The following is an 18,998-nucleotide window of genomic DNA, read 5'->3' on the forward strand; positions in this document are numbered from 1 at the left end:
GCTGCAGAATGGTTCCATCGGTTGGACTTTCCTTACGCACTGGCATCAGCTACCTCGCGTTCGACGTTTCAATTCTCAATCGGAGTCACGCAGGCACATCGAAACGCGCTAAACTAGCGAGAGGACGGTCTGCCTTGCCTCGCGCGCTTTGGCGCGGTGAACGCGTTGATGCCATCTCCACGCTGAGCCAACGATTGTCGAGGGGTCCGAATATTGCGGGACAAAGCCCAGAATTGCTTTGGCTCGCGCCGGATCGGCAACCAGAACCGGCGGATCTCCCTGACGCCGCGGCTTGACGGCGAACGGAGACTTCTTCCCGGTGTAGACGCAAACCTGGCGAAGGATTTGCCTTACGGAATACCCTCGACCCGTGCCCAAATTGAAGCAACCGCCCGCTCCGCCCGAAACAAGATACTTCAGTGCCAGCACGTGGGCCTGTGCCAAATCCATGACGTGAATGTAGTCGCGGATCGCCGTGCCATCAGGCGTATCGTAATCCTCCCCATAGATCGCAAAATCCTCGATCTTTCCTTGGGCGGCCAAAAGCGCGCGTGGTATTAAATGCGTTTCCGGATCGTGATCTTCCCCGATTTCGCCCGACAAATCCGCACCGCTTGCATTGAAGTAGCGAAGGCAAACCGGCGCCAGCGCGTATGCTTTGTGAAAATCGGTCAGCATTTCTTCAATAATCAGTTTTGTCCTGCCGTACGGATTAACGGGTCGCGGCATTTCGGTCTCGCTTATCAAGCCTTGGTGCGACTCCCCGTAAACCGCCCCGCTGCTTGAGAAGACCAATGACTTGCATTGCGCCTGGCGCATTGCGCGCAGCAAAGACAGCGTTCCTGCCACATTGTTATGATAGTATTTCTGCGGATCGCTGACAGACTCCCCGACCAGACTTGACGCAGCGAAATGCAAGACTGCGATCACACCATGCTGCTTGATGCTATCTGCAAGATGCGACTGATCGTGAATATCACCCTCAATAACGGGTCCCCATTTTACGAAATCTCGATGCCCCGTCGAGAAATTGTCAAAACAGACTGGCCGATAACCAGCGGCAGCCAGCGCTTTACAACAATGGGACCCAATATAGCCAGCACCGCCCACCACAAGAACGCGGTTATTGTCACTCATTTTCTTACTCCCGGACAACCGCCCAACCACTCTCGATCATCTCACGTTCGGGATAGAGCACGCCAAACAAGGAGGTGGCCGGTAGAAACGAAGACGCGTACCAGCTTCCGTTCTCGCAACGGCCTCATTGAGCTGCCCCCTCTACGACCCGTAAGCAAGGCGTCGGAGCGCCCGCTCGGCGTCGCGCCATGGTCGATTTTGTAGCCGGTGCCGAATCCATAAGCGGTGGTGGCGGATTTGCTTTGAATTTCGCGGTGTCCCAAGAATAAAACGAAAGGGTTGACCATCGCGTTGAAAGCTCAACCCAGTTGCTCGCGCCCGCTGCCTTGTTGTTCGTAAAGCCCCGCTCGTATCCTGCACTCTGGTCGCGCCACCAGTCTGCTCCAACATTGGCCACAAGCTTGATGCCCGTGTCGTTCATCTTCATGTCCATCTGAACGTAGACGCCATCGATGCTCTCAGCCTCAAACGTGCCTCGTCTGGCTATCCAGAAAAGATCATTGTATCCGATGGGTGGACCACCAATCGCAACGGTACCGTCGGGCTGCGGCTCCACCTTCATATCGATGCCCGCATTTCGACCGAAATCAGCGGCGAAATGAGCGCCACCCATTTCGTCTTCGGCCTGGTCTTGCACTAAAACCCATTCTCTGGTCGCACGAAGATGAACGTAGGTCTTTGCGTTTGCGACCGTTACGATCGCGCCTGGGTTGGAAGACGGAGCAGGCGCAGATTTCGAACGTTCAAGCTCCCACTTCGGATAAATCAATCCCCATCCCGTGACCGCCGTGAACCCTGAAGGAGGCGCGGCATAGTCATAGGGCTTGTACACGCCGTTGCACCATCCGTAGGTCCGGGGAACTCCAGCCGGATAACCTTCGCTATAGCCGGGGGTATTTTGTGCTATGGCGTCCAGCACCATGGGCGTGGTGATCGTTATCTTGCTGGATGATAATTCGGATTCGCTTGCAACGGCCGCCTCCCCGCCCATTGTACAAGACAGCAGCGACGCGCCGATCGGCAAAAGCAATGCAACAAGCTTGCTTGCGGCAGGACGCATGCGGCGATACCCGGCGAGCGTGAATGAAAGAAAACGAAGAACAAGCCAGTGAAAGCCAACCAGCATCGCAATACTCCTCACCTGCATCGTACAGGTCACGCTGGTGGGAAACTTGATACTTCTCAATAGCGGCTTGTGTTATCCATCACAGCCGACGAGCCACGACTGGTCTTTCGCCTGCGAAATTCCGCAGGCGCGCCCTCCAATTGGAGCAACTTCAAATATTCTCGTGCGAGCACAAGCGGCCACCGACATCAGGTCAGATGTCCCAGGCGGCTTTCGAACTGCTTCTACAACGAGTACCGAGCCCCAGAAGATCAAGATTATGAGGCGCCACATCCGGGCTGCGCTTCAGGCTCAACGTAGCTTCGATGCAACGTAAGCGGCTGCCTTCCCGTCGAGCAAAACACGAAACGATCTGCCACCTGGGTTGGCGCTGACGATCACACCAGCGTGGCTCTTAAGTTTGCGGCATCGCTCAATCCCCAACTCGGACAGTCGAATACGAGCGCCAGCGAAAAGCTGCGAGTTCGTTAAGCTTCTTCCATGAGGTCAAATTAAGTCCAACCTGAGTCACCGCCCCAAAGCACGTCGCTCAGCCACGTAAGTTGCTCTTTCCCACCGAATCTGCCGCTGGAGTTGCCGAACTGCGCACAGCGACGGCTTGAGCTGATCTCAGCCGAAGATTGGTAGCCCGTTTCCCCATCGGTTTCGACCGTGCAATCACGTCATTCGATTTCATGTCGATAAGCCCGTCGTAGGCTGCCGACGTCTTGCGAGCAATCTCAGTCCAGTCATAGCGACGATAGCAATCGCGCCTGATGGCCTGGCGTTGTGCCTCATCTAACTTCCCGTCGGTCAAAGCCGTGATTTTGGCGCTTAGCTCCTGAGTATCCCCCAAGCGAAACACATGCCCGGGATCGCCAACCACTTCCAGATTGGAAGGTATATCGCTCACCAGCACAGGCAGGCTATAGCCGAGGGCCTCGAGGAGTACGATAGGCAAGCCCTCGTGCGACGAAGGCAGCACAAACAACCCGGCATGGGCGTAGAGTTGCCGCAGGGCCTCCCCAGTCTGGAAGCCGGCCATGACGACATTTTCCATCGAGGCTGCCTCCGATGCAAGGAGATCGGCATACTTGTTTTTGTGATCAATCCGGCCGACGATTGCCAGCTTCCAGCCTGGCAGCTCCGAATCCGCGAACGCGCGCAGGAGGTCCAGTTGCCGCTTCTCGGGGACAAGTCTTCCAACCGTCAATACATACCGGCCAGGTTCCAAACCGAGGTCGCGTATCTTATCATTCTCTGACGGTAACTCCGAGAAGGCCACACCGTTCGGGATGACCTCGCACGATTTTCCATACTTGGTAGCGATCAGTTTCTCGATACTGCGGCTGATGGCTATTCGTTTGTGGGCGAAGCGCATCCCCAACGCCTCGCCGAGGCGCAGGACCGTGCGCGCCGCCCAACCCCACTTCTCTCTGTTGTAATCCTCCCCGTGGTGCGTGACGACAACTCGTAAGCCCAGAACGCGCAGCAGTGGAGTAACAAGCGCGGGTCCAATGCCTTGGACGTGTACGACGAGCGGTCTGCGGACTCCTGCCACCACCGCGCAGACGAGCGAATGCACCACCGCCTCGAGATATGTATTCCGCAGCGTCCAAAGCCGAAGCAGACGCACTCCTTTCCATTCCTTCTCGCCTGTCGGATCGGCGTACGGCGAACGCAAGCAGGCAGTCACACGATGACCAAGCTTAACGAGCTGCGGAGCAAGGTTTTCGACATGGCTCTCAACACCACCCTGAACATTCGGAAAGCCCCGAAACCCGAAAATGTAGATCTCACGTTTTCTCATCTCAAATCCTCCCGTAAGAAACGCTATCGCTTAGTCACCGCTCGGGCCGAGAAGCCTTGATCAATCGTCTCAAGTAAATTCGAATGCCTTATTGCCGGTCCGTAACCAACGCGTCGAATACCGGATTATCATCTTGTACATCGGTCTTGGACTTGACTTGACGACCGTCAATATCGGCATGCCGCGCGCGGATAGTCTTCTGCAATCGTCGTATCCCCGACCTCAGAGGAAAAGCGATGCGAGCGCTGGCAGCTCATGGCTCGTTCGGGGTTTTGGAACGTGAGTCGGCGGCAGGAATGGCTCCATGAGAGGACCATCGACGGATCATGACGTCGACACAATTGTCGCAAAGCCACCTGGGACGTGGGGTCCGACCCAAGTCGATCTACCCGCCATCGAGGACACGCGGCACTTCAGCTCACCCGAACGATCCATCAAGAAAATACTGTTCGCCAACAAGTTCTTTTTTTTGAACGGCGGCTCTGAAGTCGTCATGTTCGATGAAATGGAACTGATGAAGAAACGCGGCCTGGAAGTGGTCGAGTTCTCCATGCACGACGTGCGTAACTTTCCGTCGAAATATGATTCCTATTTCGTCTCGCAGAAGGGTTACCGTTCGAACTCACCGTTCGGTCAGATCAAGTCCGCACTTTCATTCATTCATTCGCGGGAAGCGGTTAAGCAGATTACACAGCTGATCCGCGACGAGAAGCCAGACCTTCTGCACTGCCATAACATCTACCACCAGTTGACCCCCTCCATCATCAACGCTGCAGCACGGCTAAAACTTCCAGTCGTTCTCACACTTCATGATTACAAGCCCGTCTGTCCGGTTTATACCCAGCTCGCAAACGGCCAACCCTGCACAAAATGTTCTGAAGGCCGATTTGGCGCCCTGCTCTCACAACGTTGCGCCGGTGGTTCGATCGGCCGAAGTGCGCTGCTCTGGGCCGAGGCCCGCTATCATGCAGCCGCGAAGAGCTATCAACGCGTTGACAAGTTCATTGCTCCCAGCCGGTTTATGCGCGACGCCGTTGTCCATCGTTTCGGCGAGGACAAAGTCGTGCATATCCCGAATGGAATCGACAGCTCCCTCATCGAAGTGCCGCGGCAGGATAAAGGCTTCGTTCTCTACCTCGGACGTTTATCGCCGGAAAAGGGAGTCGAGACCTTGCTGCAAGCTCACGCCGCAGATGATGCGGCGTGGCGACTAGTCGTCGCCGGAACAGGGCCATTGTTGCAAGACTTGAGGTCGCGCTTTTCGCTTGCGGAATTTACTGGTCACCTCACGGGCGACGCTCTCAAGGCCAGGCTTCGGGACGCGTCTGTCGTTGTCGTTCCGTCCGAATGGCATGAAAATAGTCCGCTTTCGATACTCGAAGCGATGGCGCACGCGAAGCCAATCGTGGCGGCGCGCATCGGCGGAATTCCAGAACTCGTTCGCGACGGCGAGACCGGCTTTCTATTCAATCCAGCGAGCAGGCAGGAACTGTCCAGTTGCATAAGGTTGCTCTTGGATAGTTCCGATTTGCGAAGAAAGCTAGGTAGGGAAGCTCGACGGATTGTCGAGACGCAATATTCGCTCACGAGACACGGAGCGTCGCTCCTCTCACTTTATGAAAGCTTGGTCATAGCAAGCAAATCATCCAGCAAGGTTGGACCATAAAATGGACCTCACAGTCATCTCAACGTTCCGCTGCAATTCAAAGTGCCAGATGTGTTATATTTGGAAGAATCCGACAGATCCCAGGGAGGAGGTTTCTCTTGAGACGTTATCGAAACTGCCGCCAGGTTTCGATAACCTCAACGTGTCCGGTGGCGAGCCGACACTTCGCAAGGATCTCGCTGAGATTGCCGATATTCTCCACCCGAAAGCCAGGGTCATGGAGATTTCGTCCAACGGACTGCACCCTGACCGGCTCGTTCCGATCATCAAGAAGTATCCCAATATCAAAGTACGCTTTTCACTGGAGGGAGACCAGGTAACAAGCGACACGATCCGGGGCGAGAAGGACGGTTTCGCCACCAAGGTCGCGGGGCTACGCATGCTGAGGGAGGCCGGCGGCACGGACCTCGGCTTCGCCATGGTCATTCAGGACGAAAACGTCGACCAGCTTGTCAGTGTCTACGAGTTCGCGCGAAGCGAAGGTTACGAGCTTGCAACATCCGCACTTCATAATGCCTGGCAGTTCTACAAGAACGACAACTATTTCTACGAACGCAAGGCTGTTGCTCGAAAGGTCGAAGGACTGATCGAGGCGATGCTGCGGAGTAGCAAGCCGAAGAATTGGTTTCGCGCTTATCTCAATCTTGGCCTGATCGAGAAGATCCTCGGCCATGATCGGCTCATTCCGTGCAGCGCTGGAAAGGATTTTGCCTTCATTGATCCCTGGTCGGACGTATGGGCTTGCAACGTCCGATCCGATCTCCCGATGGGCAACCTCGCGCGGCAATCGTGGGATGAAATCCTCAATGGCGAGATTGCTCAAAAGACTCGTCAGAAGGTCGCAGGCTGCGATCAGAACTGCTGGATGGTCACGACCGCCCGCACCGCGATGCGTTCCAACATCATACCGCAGTTGCCCAAGAACGAGCCGCTGCTGTGGGTCCTCAAAAACAAGCTGAAGGTGTCGATGGGCAAGTCGATCTGCTTCGACAGCTATATCAATTACTCGGACGTGAGACCATCGCCGATCGTCAAACGCGTGTCCTATCTAGACAAGACCGTCAAAGCGCGGCTGGTCAAAGGACGGATAACGCCCGATGAGCATTATCCGCTGAAGAATTTCGTCAACAACTAGCCCGGCAAACCGCCGCGGCTCGCAACGAGAGACAACAACGCATCGCTAGGCCGTTTCTAGTTCGGCCGACGCCACTTCGGGGGCTTACTGCCGATTTGATAGGCACATTGCGATGCCGGCTGCCGTAGATCGACAAGGTTCTGCCCTTGTTCGGGCGAAATGCCGGATAAGCGTCGAGTCAGCCCTTAGTCCGGACCGTATCTCGACGCTTTTTAACAAGCGGCAGGAGGCACCTTTGGGTCGCCTCGATGCGATCGAGGGCTGAGGCCGTTTGCATACAGGATGAATGGGGCGGCGGCGAGCCGCCATTTTGGGGAGCAGGACAGTGCAAGAGCACCGCAAAGCAACCGGTGCACCACTTGATCCAGGACTGATCGCGCTGGTCATGATGCTTCGGTTTCAAGGGCTTGGTGTCGATCCGGAGCAGATTCGTCATCAGTTCGGCGGAGCACGGATCGGCCTTCCCGAGATGCTGCGTTGCGCGAGGGCTTTCGGATTGAAGGCTCGTCTCACCACGACCAACTGGGGCAGACTGCCGAGTACCCCGATGCCCGCACTAGCCGCCCTGCGCGACGGCGGCTTTTTGCTGCTCGGTAAAGCCGGTGAAGGAAAGGTCATCGTCCTGGAGCCGGGAAGTCCGCGGCCGGCCATCATGACGCAAACCGAACTGGAACAGGTATGGGATGGCCGCCTCGTGCTGATGACGAAGCGGGCCACCCTCAGCGACCTTTCGCGCCGGTTCGACATCACGTGGTTTCTCGGCGCAATTCACAAATACCGACGGCTTCTGGGCGAGGTCCTGCTCGCTTCGTTCTTCCTGCAGTTGTTCGCGCTGGTTTCGCCGCTATTTTTTCAAGTCGTCGTCGACAAGGTGCTCGTGCATCGCAGCATGAGCACACTCGACGTGCTTGCAATCGGCCTCGTCGCCATTGCCATCTTCGAAACGGTGCTTGGTGTACTCCGCACGTATCTCTTCTCTCACACCACCAACCGTATCGACGTCGAACTCGGCGCACGGCTGTTTCGACATCTGCTCGCGTTACCGATCGCGTATTTTCAGGCGAGACGCGTCGGCGACTCGGTCGCTCGCGTTCGCGAATTGGAGAACATTCGCAATTTCCTGACCAGTTCCGGACTTACCCTGGTTATCGACCTGTTCTTCACCTTCATATTCATTGCGGTGCTGTTCTTCTATTCACCCCTGCTGACCTGGATCGTCCTCGCCTCCTTTCCATTCTATATCGGGATCTCGGTCGTGGCGGCCCCGCTATTCCAGCAACGGCTGGACGAAAAGTTTCGGCGAGGAGCCGAGAATCAATCCTTCCTCGTCGAGAGCGTGACCGGGATAGAGACCCTCAAGGCAATGGCCGTCGAGCCGCAGATGCAGCGGCGTTGGGAAGAACAGCTCGCCGGCTACGTTGCGGCGAGCTTTCGAGTGATCAGTCTCGGAAACACGGCGAGCCAAACGGTTCAATTCGTGAGCAAGCTGGTGACAGCAGCTGTCCTGTATGTCGGAGCAAAACTCGTCATCGACGGCGATCTTACGGTCGGTGAACTCGTCGCCTTTAACTTACTGTCGGGCCGCGTCAGCTCCCCGGTTCTGCGGCTTGCGCAAACCTGGCAAGATTTTCATCAAGCACGTCTTTCCATCGCCCGGTTGGGTGACATTCTCAACACCACGCCGGAGCCTGCCTACAATCCGGGCAGGATGGCGCTCGCCGCCATTCGCGGCGACGTCACCTTCGAAAATGTCTCTTTCCGATATCGCATGGATGGCCCGGCAATTCTGCACGACATCAATCTGGACGTGCCGGCCGGCCAAGTCATCGGCGTTGTTGGCACCTCCGGATCAGGAAAGAGTACCCTGGCCAAACTGGTGCAGCGCCTCTATCTGCCCGAAAGCGGGCGTGTGCTGATCGACGGAGTCGATGTCGCGCAGGTCGATCCGGCCCGCTTGCGCCGGCAAATCGGCGTCGTGCTCCAGGACAACATGTTGTTCAACTGTTCGGTCAGGGACAATATTGCCCTGGTCGATCCTGCCGTTCCCGCCGAAAGCATCATAGCAGCCTCGACACTGGCCGGCGCCCACGATTTCATTCTAGGACTACCCGAGGGATACGACACAATCGTAGGCGAGCGGGGCACCGGCCTGTCGGGAGGGCAACGTCAGCGTGTCGCCATTGCCCGCGCGTTAATCTCCAATCCCCGCATACTCATCTTCGACGAAGCGACCAGCGCGCTGGACTTCGAGAGCGAGCGTATCATCCAGCAGAATATGGCCCAGATTACCCAAGGGCGCACGGTGTTCATCATCGCACACCGGCTCTCGGCTTTACGAATTGCAGATCGCGTAGTCACCATTGAGCACGGTCGTCTAGTCGAGGATGGCTCCCACCTCGACCTGATCAAAGCCGGCGGGCGCTACGCAAGCCTGTACCGGCTTCAGACACACCTTCATGAGCATCTTCCATGACACGGTTTTTCATCCATCACTGCACAACGAGGGTTCGGCGACATAGGTGACGGCATGGAAACACACGTCACCAACTCACCAGATGATCCCGGGTTTTTCGTCCTGGAGATAATGCTTCGCCTGCTCGGCGTTGGCACTGACCCCGAACAGCTGCGACAAGCCGTCGGCCGCCAACCCGTCGGTATCGAGGAAATGGTCAACTATGCCAGGACCATCGGTCTTGCCGCCCGCTGCTTGACGTCGAACTGGGCGCAGCTATCGAATCTTCCGTTGCCGGGAATCGCTGTGCAACGAAACCGAAGCTTTTTGGTACTCGGCAGGGTAACTGACGACATGGCGATCGTTCTAGTTCCTCGAGCGGCCCGGCCAGTGTTGATGACGCGATCTGATTTCGAAGCGTTATGGGATGGCCGCCTGATACTAGTGAAGAAGCGCAGCGGCTTCGCCATTCGATGGCGGAGAATTGCAGCTACCTGGAGCCGACGGGCCGAAGGAGCCACCCGAACGATGGTCGAGCGGCTTCAAACGACTCTGCGAAGAGCCTCGACGCCGGGTACCGATAAAGCCAACCCGACGCAGGCAACCGCCGGCAGCACGGCGATCGTCGTCCTGGCCGACCATGCTCGCAAGATTGGGCGTGCGATCGTACCATCCAAACCTGCCGAGAATGGCTACCGCGCCCAGGAAATAGCCTTTCTGCCGGCAGCACTCGAAATCTTGGAAAGTCCACCCTCCCCACTTGGGCGCGCAATAGCGTTCAGCATCGTCGCGATCTTTGGCATCGCCCTGATCTGGGCGTGCCTTGGGACCGTCGATATCGTCGCCGTCGCCTCGGGAAAACTCATTCCAGGCAGCCGCACCAAGACCATCCAACCTTTCGAGACCGGCGTTGTGCGATCAATCGAGGTTCGTGATGGCCAATTAGTCAAAAGTGGCGATGTCCTCATGACGCTCGACACGACCATAAGCGACGCTGATCTCGGGCGCCTGAAGAGTGACTTGATGGCGGCCCGTTTCGACGTAGCGCGGCTGAAGGCAGCCCTCTCGGGGAAACGCGATCCGCTCGCGGCGTTTATTCCGCCCAACGATGCTCCACCCAACCTTGTTGAGATGCATCGTCGATTCCTGATCAGTCAGATCGCGGAACAAAACGCCAAGCTTGGCGCCATTGACGGACAGGTGGCCCAAAAGGAAGCCGAGCGCACCACGTTCAAGGCCTCGATCGAGAAACTGCGAGCTACGCTTGTGCCCCTGCAGCAGCGGGTCGAAATTCGCCAGCAATTGTTTCAGAAGGAGCTGGGCTCCAAGCTCACCTACTTGAGCGAACTGCAGGAATTGGTCGGTCAACAACAGGAAATCCTCATCCAGCAAAGCCGGTCCAACGAGGCCGACGCCGCGATCTCGGTGCTGGCGGAGACACGCTCGAAAGCGGTAGCGGAATATGAGCGCGCCCTGCTCGAGGGCTTGGCCAAGGCAGAGGAAAAGGCAGCGGGCCTGGTTCAGGACGTGATCAAGGCCGAGCAGCGTACGAGCCTGCAGATTCTTAAGGCTCCCATCGATGGCACCGTGCAGCAACTCGCTGTCCACACCATCGGCGGCGTGGTGACCCCTGCGCAGATGCTGATGCTGGTTGTCCCGACCGAAAGTCGGCTGGAGATCGAAGCCATGATTTCGAACCGAGACATCGGCTTCGTCGAGGTCGGTCAGGACGCAGCGATCAAGATCGACACGTTCAATTTCACCCGATATGGCCTATTGCAGGGCAAGGTACTCGTCATTTCCCAGGACGCCATTACCCGCAACAAATCACAGGACAAGACAGGTGATGCTCCCGGAGGCGCACAGACAACCAGCAGCGAACCCAAGGGACAGGAGCTGGTCTATGCTGCGCGGATCTCGCTCGATCGAACCCAAATGGAAATTGAGAATAAACGTGTCAATCTTTCACCGGGAATGGCAGTCACTGTCGAAATCAAGAATGGATCGCGCAGCATCATAAGCTATCTGCTGTCCCCGCTGCTTCGATACAAACAGGAAAGCCTGAGGGAGAGATAGGTCGTTGCCGACAGGTGTGTGACTTACTGTGCCGATGCCGTCGGATCGACTGGCTGCAGCAGACCGGCTGTGCAAAGGGCCCCCAACGCTTCCTTGATCGTGGTCCAAGGCAGATTGGCTCGGGTAGCGATGTCGAGCACCGAATTCTCGCCGTCGGACATGTTGAGCAACCAAAGCAGCGCCATCTGAAACTCCCCGGCAGCGAATCCGCCGATCGTGCTGTACAATCCGTAGTCGCCCAGCTTCGGTTCGCAGAATGGCTTCAAATTGAGATATTTTCGGTTGTGCTCGATAACGTCGATTGTCGTGAGCGCCTTCGCCAGCGAGTCACCCAGCGAGTCGGCGCACACGAGATCGATATCGTCTGCGGAGGTGTGGTACTCGGGAAACTGTCCGTGAGGAGTACGCATGAAACACCCCACCGGAAGATTAAGTCCGGGGGAGCAATATTGCCGCTCGTCATAGCCAAATGGAGAAAACGGCAGAATATCGAAAGCGGTTCCGCTTTGCTTCAGGACGTACATCCACGCATTGTCGATTTCCGCGTTACCCTGCCGACTGAGCTTGTAGGTCGGGGACCCCGCATCCCCGACGCATGTCAGCACGAACCCGTGCTTGATCTTGCTCAAATGGGATTGGCGAATTGCGGCCCAGGTAATCGAGCCAATGGTGCCCGGAATAAACAGGAATCGATACGAGTATCGCAAATCCATACTCTCAAGCCGCTTCGCGAGCGCGGTTGCGATGGCAATACCCGAAAGGTTATCATTGCAGAGCGACGGGTGACACACGTGGCAGGATATCAGCACCTCGTCGGGCGACCGGCCACGCAGCAGGAGCTCCCCATAGGTCAGATGCCCCGGCTCGAGCGACGAGTCGATGCAGACTTCGTAATCGTCTTCCGGCAGAGCGAGCAGCTGATTATGCGGCAGACAAAATCCCCAGGTCGGCTTGTAGTATGACGTGCGATAGGGAATCCAATCCGGCTGCTCGGGATCCGAAAACAGGTGTTCCTTGAGTTCAGAAAGACCGAGGCGCGCGCGGACAGGAACACTGTACCCGACGACGTGCAAGTTGCTGGCACGAAAGTCGATGACACGTTCTCCGGCGCTGTTCTTTACATACGCATCCCGGATGTTCCATTCGAGTGGAACGGTCCAGTCAAAGACCCGCAAGCCGGACGGCACCTCGCAGATCGTGAGCGGGATATGCTCAAGAATCAAATTGAGGGTTTTTCGAACACCGTCGCCCGTGATGCTCCGGCATATCGGATAGAGCTCCGAAATGAACCGGTGCATCGACCGACCTTCGTCGTCGATGGATAGTTGTATGTCGGTCGGCCGCCCGTCGGGCTTCCCGAAATCAGGGCTCCGGACCCCACCATGCATCGCCTGACCTCGCTGTTAGACACCCCCGGGACCTGATAAAATCGGATTACTGGATAATCTGCGGCTCCGGAATCGGCACTACGAACTGGGCACCCCAGGCGCGGGCGAACGATAGTTGGTTGATAATCTCATCTTTGAGATTCCAGGGCAAAATGAGGATGTAATCGGGTTTGGTCACGTTGATTCGCTCCGGCTCAAAGATCGGAATGTGGGTCCCCGGCAAAAATCGTCCCTGTTTGTGCGGGCTGAGGTCAACCGTGTACTCAACAAGATCCGGAGTGATGCCGCAATAATTCAACAGCGTATTACCTTTGGCAGGAGCTCCATATCCGACGACACGCTTCCCAGCCTGCTTCGCGCTTATCAAGAACTCTATTAGCTTCTGCCGCGTCCGCATCGCACGCTCTTCAAAGGCAAGATACCCACCGAGGTCGGCGAATCCGGCGGCTATTTCACGTTCCTGAAGCTCTCTGACGCGCTCCGAAATCGGTTGACGCCCGCTAGCGTCATGCTGCGCAAAAATGCGCAGCGAACCGCCATGCGTCGGCACTTCCTCGACATCGAACAACGTCAATCCGTGCGCTGCGAAGATCTTCTCGACGGTGAGGAAAGAAAAGTACGAAAAGTGCTCATGATAGATCGTGTCGATTTGACACTCGGCACACAGCTTCATCAGATGGGGGAATTCCATGGTAATGACGCCCCGATCAGCCAGCAGTATCTTCAATCCCTTGACGAAATCGTTCAGGTTTGGAACGTGAGCAAGCACGTTGTTACCAATGAGAAGATTGGCGCGCAGCCCCTCCCTGCGCAAAGTACGCGCAGTAGCTTCGCCAAAGAAGTCGGCACGTGTTGGGATCCCCCTGGAACGAGCTACCATGGCAACGTTGCGCGCCGGCTCTATGCCCAGCACCGGAACTCCCCGGTCAACGAAGTACTGCAGCAGATACCCGTCGTTACTTGCGACCTCGACGACTTTGCTCTGGGGCCCGATCCCGAAGCGCTCGATCATTGCACCTACGTAGGTCTTTGCATGGCGGAGCCACGACTCGCTATAGGAAGAGAAGTAGGCATAGTCACCGAAAATATTCTCCGGGCTCTCCCATTCCTCGAGTTGAACCAGAAAACAATCGCTGCAAACAAAGACTCGCAACGGAAATTTCGGCTCGTGCCCCTTGAGATCCTCCTCCTTCAGGTACGAATTCGCGAGTGGCGAAAGGCCAAGGTCGAGAAAGACGTGATCCAGTTCAGATCCGCAGAACCGGCATCCGCTGTGGTCACGCTGAACGCTCGTGGCCGAAGCGCCAAGTGATTGGACGACGGGCTCATGGCTCAGCATTAGCGGCTCCTCTTCTGCAAAATGGCGCTTCAATGGATTACATTCGACTGATCGACTCTATCTCTCGCCGCGACGGTCCACTTGACAGACGTCAAGTCAGCCTGACTGCGGCAGACTTTATGCCGATAGAATCGCAACCACATAGAATCGCAACCACGCCGCGGCCGCCAATGCTGGGTGGCGGCAACTCGCTCGCGAGAAATACGTCAACCGTACGCGGCCTCATTGAAGCTCATGCGCGATTTTAGCTGGCGTTCGATCTCGACGATCGGCTTCCATGCTGTGTCACGCTCCGAGATAACGTGCACGGCGAGTGGCCACTCCACCCCAAGCATAGGGTCGTCGTATCGAAGTCCGCCTTCGGCATTCGGCGCGTGTGATGCGCCGATGAGATAGCTCAGCTCGGTGTTTTCCTCGAGCGTGACAAAGCCATGGGCGAAGCGCTTGGGTATATAAAGGCCCCTCCCGTTCTCGGCCGACAGATGAACCGACAGGTGCTCCAAATAGGTGGATGACTCGGGACGAAGGTCGACAATGACGTCAAATACGGCGCCCTTCACGCAGCGAACGTACTTTGTTTCGGCTGCCGGAGGGTACTGGAAGTGAAGGCCGCGTAATGTACCACGTTTTGCGTTGAAGCTGAGACTTGCCTGCGCAACCGAGAAATTCAGTCCGTACGCAGAAAATTCGTCTCCGCAGAATACACGGGCAAAGTGACCGCGGTTGTCTTCTCGTCGATCAATGTCGACAGTGTAGGCGCCTGCAAGCCTGGTTTCGACGAAAATCATTCTTCTCGAACCCGTTCTTTCGCAAAATCCCGATCAAGCAACCGCTCAATGATCGATGGGCCGTCCGTGCCATTTCGGCCCTGGTGTGCGGGGCGAGCCGAAGGGCTGAGCCTATGGAATCGAAAAGCTCATAATTTGAGATCGATCAAGTTTGTTTCGACGGCCAAGCAAACCCGGCGTGGGGTCGGACTGCGGAACTATTGGCGCGGCAAATCTCTCAGAAGAAGACGAACTGACACGCGTACACCGCTGCCCGGAACAACAGGTAGATCCACGCCAATGTGCAACCGAGAGCGAACGCGACGACAAGAACCGCCCAATCGACCCTTCGCCTTCCATTTACTTTCGCAGCGGCTACGTCAGCAGACTGACTATACTGCGGCGCTAGCTCTTCCATCTGAGACATTCAACCGCTCCTGGCCTGACGGGAGCGTGCAATCTAATTTGTCGGCAGCGATGCCAATCTGAGAATGGTCAATAACGAAAATTAGATTTGCAAATTGGTGGTCGAGCGCAGGATGCGAGCCACCTGGTTGGCCGTCCGGGCACCTCCACTCCCCTGCGCGGTATGTCCCCTGAGGAGGTGCCAGGCGAATGCCCGAAATTGTCGATGTTGCGACATGCGAATTCTGGCAGGCAAGCATGTCTAAAGGAGAATACTCTGACGTCAGGCGCACTGTGCCATGACTGTCCAAATGGCTTAGAGCGATTGACGATCGTTGCTTGCTGGTAATTTTTTTTGCGCGGTGCTTTGCGGCGAACCGCGTCGGTTCTTGCCGCGGGCGGAAACCGCTATAATGTCTCGGAGTTAGCTTGAGGACCCTCAGTGCGCGCCAGGAAATAATGCACCTTTCCTAGGCACTCCTCGCCTGTCAAGCGATCGATTCTGCGAGCTCGCCGCCACTCCTTCTCCAGCAGCACGGCGGCCCATAGCATATGAGCCAAAACCCATAACGCAAACAGGTGCTGCAACCAAAGCATGGCATTCAATCCCGAGAGGAGACTAACGATCCGCGACCTTACGATGACATTCGCGCGAGCCGAGTACGCTCTTCGCGCGTGCGTTGGTTTAGGTCACTCGGAACCAGCGCGTGACGCAATGCAGCACAACTTGCGTTAAGAAACTCTCTATCTCGAACACCAAGATCCCCGGCAGGCTTCGCCGCCAGGATGATGTGTTCGCCGGACTCGGATTTTCGTCTCCACCGCGCGCGGCTCAATGCGTCACGTTTAGGCGGAAGGCAAGCGTGCCGCTGCTAACGCCCATGCGTTGATCTGTCAACCAGCGAATCGAGGTGGTACAGCCTTTTCGGAAACGAGTGTCGCGGCCTCGCAGACATTGTGCGACGCAGCGTTTCGTGGCCGTTTTGGCCAAGGCCCTAACCTAGGGGCCGTTGCCGCTCTGACCACAGCGGCCGCGGGCATAGAAGGGCGGCGACGCTGCCTCGCCGCTCCGCGCGGCGCATACGAGACAGCCCACTACATCAGTAAGCGTCACGCGACTTCAGAACGCGGACAACCGTTACAAGCAGAATACGAATATCAAGCCAGAGCGACCAGTACTCAATATACCAGAGGTCGCTTTCAACACGCTGCTTCATCATTCCTATTTCGGGCGTCTCGCCGCGGAATCCGTTGACCTGCGCCCAACCGGTGATGCCAGGCTTCATCTTGTGACGAACCGCGTAAGTTGCAATCAGTCGATCATATTCATTGTCGTGCGCAAGCGCATGAGGACGCGGGCCGACCAATGACATGTCACCACGTAGGACGTTGAGCAACTGCGGGACTTCATCGATGCTGAGTTTTCGTAGGAGCCGGCCGAGTTGGGTTATGCGTTTGTCGTTTCTCGTGGCCTGAACGATGACCGGGCCGTCATCCATGGTCGACATTGTCCTGAACTTGTAGATCCTGAACGGCCGGCCATTAAAACCAACCCGCGCCTGAAGGAACATCGCTGGCCCATGCGACTCCAGACGTATGGCCAGGGCGATCACCGCAAAAAAAGGCGCCAGAAGCACCAGGGACACCGCAGCCAACAATTTATCCATAGCTTGCTTCAAATTGCGTTGCGCTGCACTAAGAGGCGCGCGCTGCAGCTGAACTGCCGTAGTCGGACCCAGTTCGTACAGTGGGCGATCGAGCACACGGCCAATAATCGTATCCGGTACCAGGCTGACCGGGATCGGCAGCACTCGCAGTTCACTTTCGACCGCAAAAATGACGTTGGACAAGCTCCACGGAACGGCGACGATGACTTCGTCAACTTCCGTTTCCCGGACGAGGCGGATGACTTCCCGCATACACGCCTTCAATGCGTCCTCCGAGGCAATTCCGTCTTGGCTGACGGGCAACGTGAAGACGCCCACTACGGCGTAGCCATACTCTTTCAGGCTGGATAGTGCATCGTTAGCAGCAAGCTCCTGAGGTAATCCGACCAGAACTACCCGGTTAGGCTTCAGGGCGCCTGACGAGATGACAAGAGCACAAGCTCGCGCAACGCCAAGCCGCATGGCCGCGGTGAGGAGAAGACCACCGGCCAAGAACAACAGCATCCCGCCGCGCGAGAATGCAGCTCCGATCTTGAGCAAGAACACAAGGGCTGCGAGAAATACAAACACCATCAGCCAGATCAGAGCGGATCTTCCAATCTGCCATCTGATCCGAAGCAGGTTCTGCGCCCGGTAGAGTTGGGCTGCGTGGGCAAATGTCGAATAAAGTGTCGCGACGGCGATCGCCGGACCAAGATGCCGTTCTGGTCCGCCGCCGCCCCCAAGGAATAACAAGTCGTACACGGTGCCCGCCACGACGCCCAACAGAACGATCCACGTCAGGTCAAATACCGCAACCAGCGGAGATACGACACCGAGCGAGATCGGTACTGCAAACTGGTCGCGAGACTTTGAGCGAGCCAGATCGGCTATGATGTTCGTGTCGTGTGCTAGAGCCATTTCCCTCCCCTGAGCGATATCGCCAAGGACGATTCCTGTTGCGGGTCAATCACCGGCGACGCGCTGCAGGCCCGGCAAATTAATAAACCGGATGGTCTTGCGGTTCGGCAGATCAATGAGCTTTTTCACCTTGAACTCCGCGAGCGTGCGGCAGACGGTTTCGAGCGACGTACCCAGGTGATCCGCAATATCGGCGCGCGGAAGCAGGAGCACGGAAGCGAGGGGACGCTTGGGGTCTTCGGGCAAGTGCTGCCGAATTCGCAGGAGAAACTGTGCAATTCTGGCAACGCTGTTCTTCTGGCTCATGGTGACCAGCAAAGACAGGGTCTCGGCTAGAACCTGGTGAGTACCGCAGGGCTCACTCTGCTGACAGATCGCGGAAACGGTGGAACGCAAAACCCTGCAATTCGTAACTGCTTCGGCTGTAAAATGTTGGCAAGAAGCCTGGGAGGGCATCACGACATCGCCCGGCCAATAGAAAGCCAGAATCTGCCGGTTACCATTCTCGAGGAGCCGAACGGCCCGGACCACACCCTCGACGATTTCGATTTTCTGGGCTTCGTGTTCACCTTCCCAGAACAGGGCGCGGCCGCGTGGAACAATTGATGCTGTCAAATATCGACGGTTTTCAACCAATTCTTTTCGGGGCAAGCCGTATGGAAGCGGCGCAGCCCCACAAGTGCCGATCTGTGGAATACCCATTTTACCTAACCCTCACTACTCCCGGCGAAGTAGAGGGTTGCATGTGGAAAGATTTAATCAAATTCAGCTTGGTGCACTAGATTTCCGGGTTCCAACTAGGCCGTTCGACCTAGGCTGGCAGGCGGCAAAACTATTCGTTCAGTTCTCAATTGAGGAAATCTGCACAAGAAAATCGCTGGCTGCATTCGTCCGCGGCTTTTGTCCGCAAATATTTTGTGCGCTACGAGCGCACAAACGGCCGAGCCTACGAGGCCTTACATAAATTATTCATAAAAGGTCTCACACAAATGTGAGGCCGATTTAGTTCGGCATCGCAGCCAAACAAGGGCAACGCTCAACTCCGAAGGGATTTTTTGTGGTCGAGTTCCTCAACTGAGGAGCGGCCATGCTACGAAATGCTCGAGAAGTCAGCTTACGAACCGATTACCGAAGTCGAGGCAATCAAGCGA

Annotated in this window: 12 protein-coding genes and 1 pseudogene; 5 read left to right on the forward strand and 8 right to left on the reverse strand. The window is 56.6% G+C overall.

The window, feature by feature from the left end; all coding sequences use genetic code 11:
• Nucleotides 1–108: 108 nt before the first annotated feature.
• The 3 genes from galE to JQ575_RS36225 all read right to left on the reverse strand — a co-directional run bounded on the left by galE (nucleotide 109) and on the right by JQ575_RS36225 (nucleotide 4,052).
• Nucleotides 109–1,137, reverse strand: a complete 1,029-nt coding sequence (galE, locus tag JQ575_RS36215) for a UDP-glucose 4-epimerase GalE (protein ID WP_212037991.1) — start codon at nucleotides 1,135–1,137, stop codon at nucleotides 109–111.
• Nucleotides 1,138–1,261: 124 nt separating this feature from the next.
• The gene (locus JQ575_RS36220; protein ID WP_212037992.1) at nucleotides 1,262–2,263 is read right to left on the reverse strand and encodes a hypothetical protein; all 1,002 of its coding nucleotides are present in this window, start codon (nucleotides 2,261–2,263) and stop codon (nucleotides 1,262–1,264) included.
• 529 nt (nucleotides 2,264–2,792) lie between these two features.
• Nucleotides 2,793–4,052, reverse strand: coding sequence for a glycosyltransferase family 4 protein (locus JQ575_RS36225; RefSeq protein ID WP_212037993.1), 1,260 nt, complete (start codon nucleotides 4,050–4,052; stop codon nucleotides 2,793–2,795).
• Between the two features lie 304 nt (nucleotides 4,053–4,356).
• Between JQ575_RS36225 and JQ575_RS36230 the strand changes: the two genes are divergently transcribed.
• The 5 genes and pseudogenes from JQ575_RS36230 to JQ575_RS36245 all read left to right on the forward strand — a co-directional run bounded on the left by JQ575_RS36230 (nucleotide 4,357) and on the right by JQ575_RS36245 (nucleotide 11,381).
• A complete protein-coding gene (locus tag JQ575_RS36230; protein ID WP_212037994.1) occupies nucleotides 4,357–5,718 on the forward strand; it encodes a glycosyltransferase family 4 protein in 1,362 nt (453 codons plus the stop codon).
• Between the two features lies 1 nt (nucleotide 5,719).
• Complete coding sequence (locus tag JQ575_RS36235; protein WP_212037995.1) at nucleotides 5,720–6,853, forward strand: radical SAM protein; 1,134 nt, start codon at nucleotides 5,720–5,722, stop codon at nucleotides 6,851–6,853.
• 286 nt (nucleotides 6,854–7,139) lie between these two features.
• A complete protein-coding gene (locus JQ575_RS36240) occupies nucleotides 7,140–9,326 on the forward strand; it encodes a type I secretion system permease/ATPase (RefSeq protein ID WP_212037996.1) in 2,187 nt (728 codons plus the stop codon).
• A gap of 54 nt (nucleotides 9,327–9,380) precedes the next feature.
• Nucleotides 9,381–9,752, forward strand: a pseudogene (locus JQ575_RS46670) (cysteine peptidase family C39 domain-containing protein); the annotation flags it as partial.
• 204 nt (nucleotides 9,753–9,956) lie between these two features.
• Nucleotides 9,957–11,381 carry an HlyD family type I secretion periplasmic adaptor subunit gene (locus tag JQ575_RS36245; RefSeq protein ID WP_409364859.1) on the forward strand — a complete coding sequence of 475 codons (1,425 nt, stop codon included), beginning with the start codon at nucleotides 9,957–9,959 and terminating at the stop codon, nucleotides 11,379–11,381.
• A gap of 23 nt (nucleotides 11,382–11,404) precedes the next feature.
• On the opposite strand, the gene JQ575_RS36250 is transcribed toward JQ575_RS36245, so the two are convergent.
• From JQ575_RS36250 to JQ575_RS36270, 5 genes are all read right to left on the reverse strand, one after another.
• Nucleotides 11,405–12,679, reverse strand: coding sequence for a DUF4910 domain-containing protein (locus JQ575_RS36250; protein WP_212037998.1), 1,275 nt, complete (start codon nucleotides 12,677–12,679; stop codon nucleotides 11,405–11,407).
• A 136-nt stretch (nucleotides 12,680–12,815) separates the two neighbouring features.
• Complete coding sequence (locus JQ575_RS36255; RefSeq protein WP_212037999.1) at nucleotides 12,816–14,108, reverse strand: class I SAM-dependent methyltransferase; 1,293 nt, start codon at nucleotides 14,106–14,108, stop codon at nucleotides 12,816–12,818.
• A 206-nt stretch (nucleotides 14,109–14,314) separates the two neighbouring features.
• On the reverse strand, nucleotides 14,315–14,896 hold the full coding sequence (locus JQ575_RS36260; RefSeq protein WP_212038000.1) for a dTDP-4-dehydrorhamnose 3,5-epimerase family protein: 582 nt from the start codon (nucleotides 14,894–14,896) through the stop codon (nucleotides 14,315–14,317).
• A 1,484-nt stretch (nucleotides 14,897–16,380) separates the two neighbouring features.
• Nucleotides 16,381–17,847 carry an undecaprenyl-phosphate glucose phosphotransferase gene (locus JQ575_RS36265; RefSeq protein ID WP_212038001.1) on the reverse strand — a complete coding sequence of 489 codons (1,467 nt, stop codon included), beginning with the start codon at nucleotides 17,845–17,847 and terminating at the stop codon, nucleotides 16,381–16,383.
• A 45-nt stretch (nucleotides 17,848–17,892) separates the two neighbouring features.
• Nucleotides 17,893–18,549, reverse strand: a complete 657-nt coding sequence (locus JQ575_RS36270) for a Crp/Fnr family transcriptional regulator (protein WP_212038002.1) — start codon at nucleotides 18,547–18,549, stop codon at nucleotides 17,893–17,895.
• Between the last annotated feature and the right edge of the window lie 449 nt (nucleotides 18,550–18,998).

Origin of the sequence: Bradyrhizobium sp. JYMT SZCCT0428, from assembly GCF_018131075.1 — a bacterium.
GTDB lineage: Bacteria > Pseudomonadota > Alphaproteobacteria > Rhizobiales > Xanthobacteraceae > Bradyrhizobium.

Excerpts from the sequence above, each read along its gene's own strand:
- galE (WP_212037991.1), bottom strand. The coding sequence starts at position 1,137 with ATGAGTGACAATAACCGCGTTCTTGTGGTGGGCGGTGCTGGCTATATT.
- JQ575_RS36220 (WP_212037992.1), bottom strand. The coding sequence starts at position 2,263 with ATGCTGGTTGGCTTTCACTGGCTTGTTCTTCGTTTTCTTTCATTCACG.
- JQ575_RS36225 (WP_212037993.1), bottom strand. The coding sequence starts at position 4,052 with ATGAGAAAACGTGAGATCTACATTTTCGGGTTTCGGGGCTTTCCGAAT.
- JQ575_RS36230 (WP_212037994.1), top strand. The coding sequence starts at position 4,357 with ATGAGAGGACCATCGACGGATCATGACGTCGACACAATTGTCGCAAAG.
- JQ575_RS36235 (WP_212037995.1), top strand. The coding sequence starts at position 5,720 with ATGGACCTCACAGTCATCTCAACGTTCCGCTGCAATTCAAAGTGCCAG.
- JQ575_RS36240 (WP_212037996.1), top strand. The coding sequence starts at position 7,140 with ATGGGGCGGCGGCGAGCCGCCATTTTGGGGAGCAGGACAGTGCAAGAG.
- JQ575_RS36250 (WP_212037998.1), bottom strand. The coding sequence starts at position 12,679 with ATGCACCGGTTCATTTCGGAGCTCTATCCGATATGCCGGAGCATCACG.
- JQ575_RS36255 (WP_212037999.1), bottom strand. The coding sequence starts at position 14,108 with ATGCTGAGCCATGAGCCCGTCGTCCAATCACTTGGCGCTTCGGCCACG.
- JQ575_RS36260 (WP_212038000.1), bottom strand. The coding sequence starts at position 14,896 with ATGATTTTCGTCGAAACCAGGCTTGCAGGCGCCTACACTGTCGACATT.
- JQ575_RS36265 (WP_212038001.1), bottom strand. The coding sequence starts at position 17,847 with ATGGCTCTAGCACACGACACGAACATCATAGCCGATCTGGCTCGCTCA.
- JQ575_RS36270 (WP_212038002.1), bottom strand. The coding sequence starts at position 18,549 with ATGGGTATTCCACAGATCGGCACTTGTGGGGCTGCGCCGCTTCCATAC.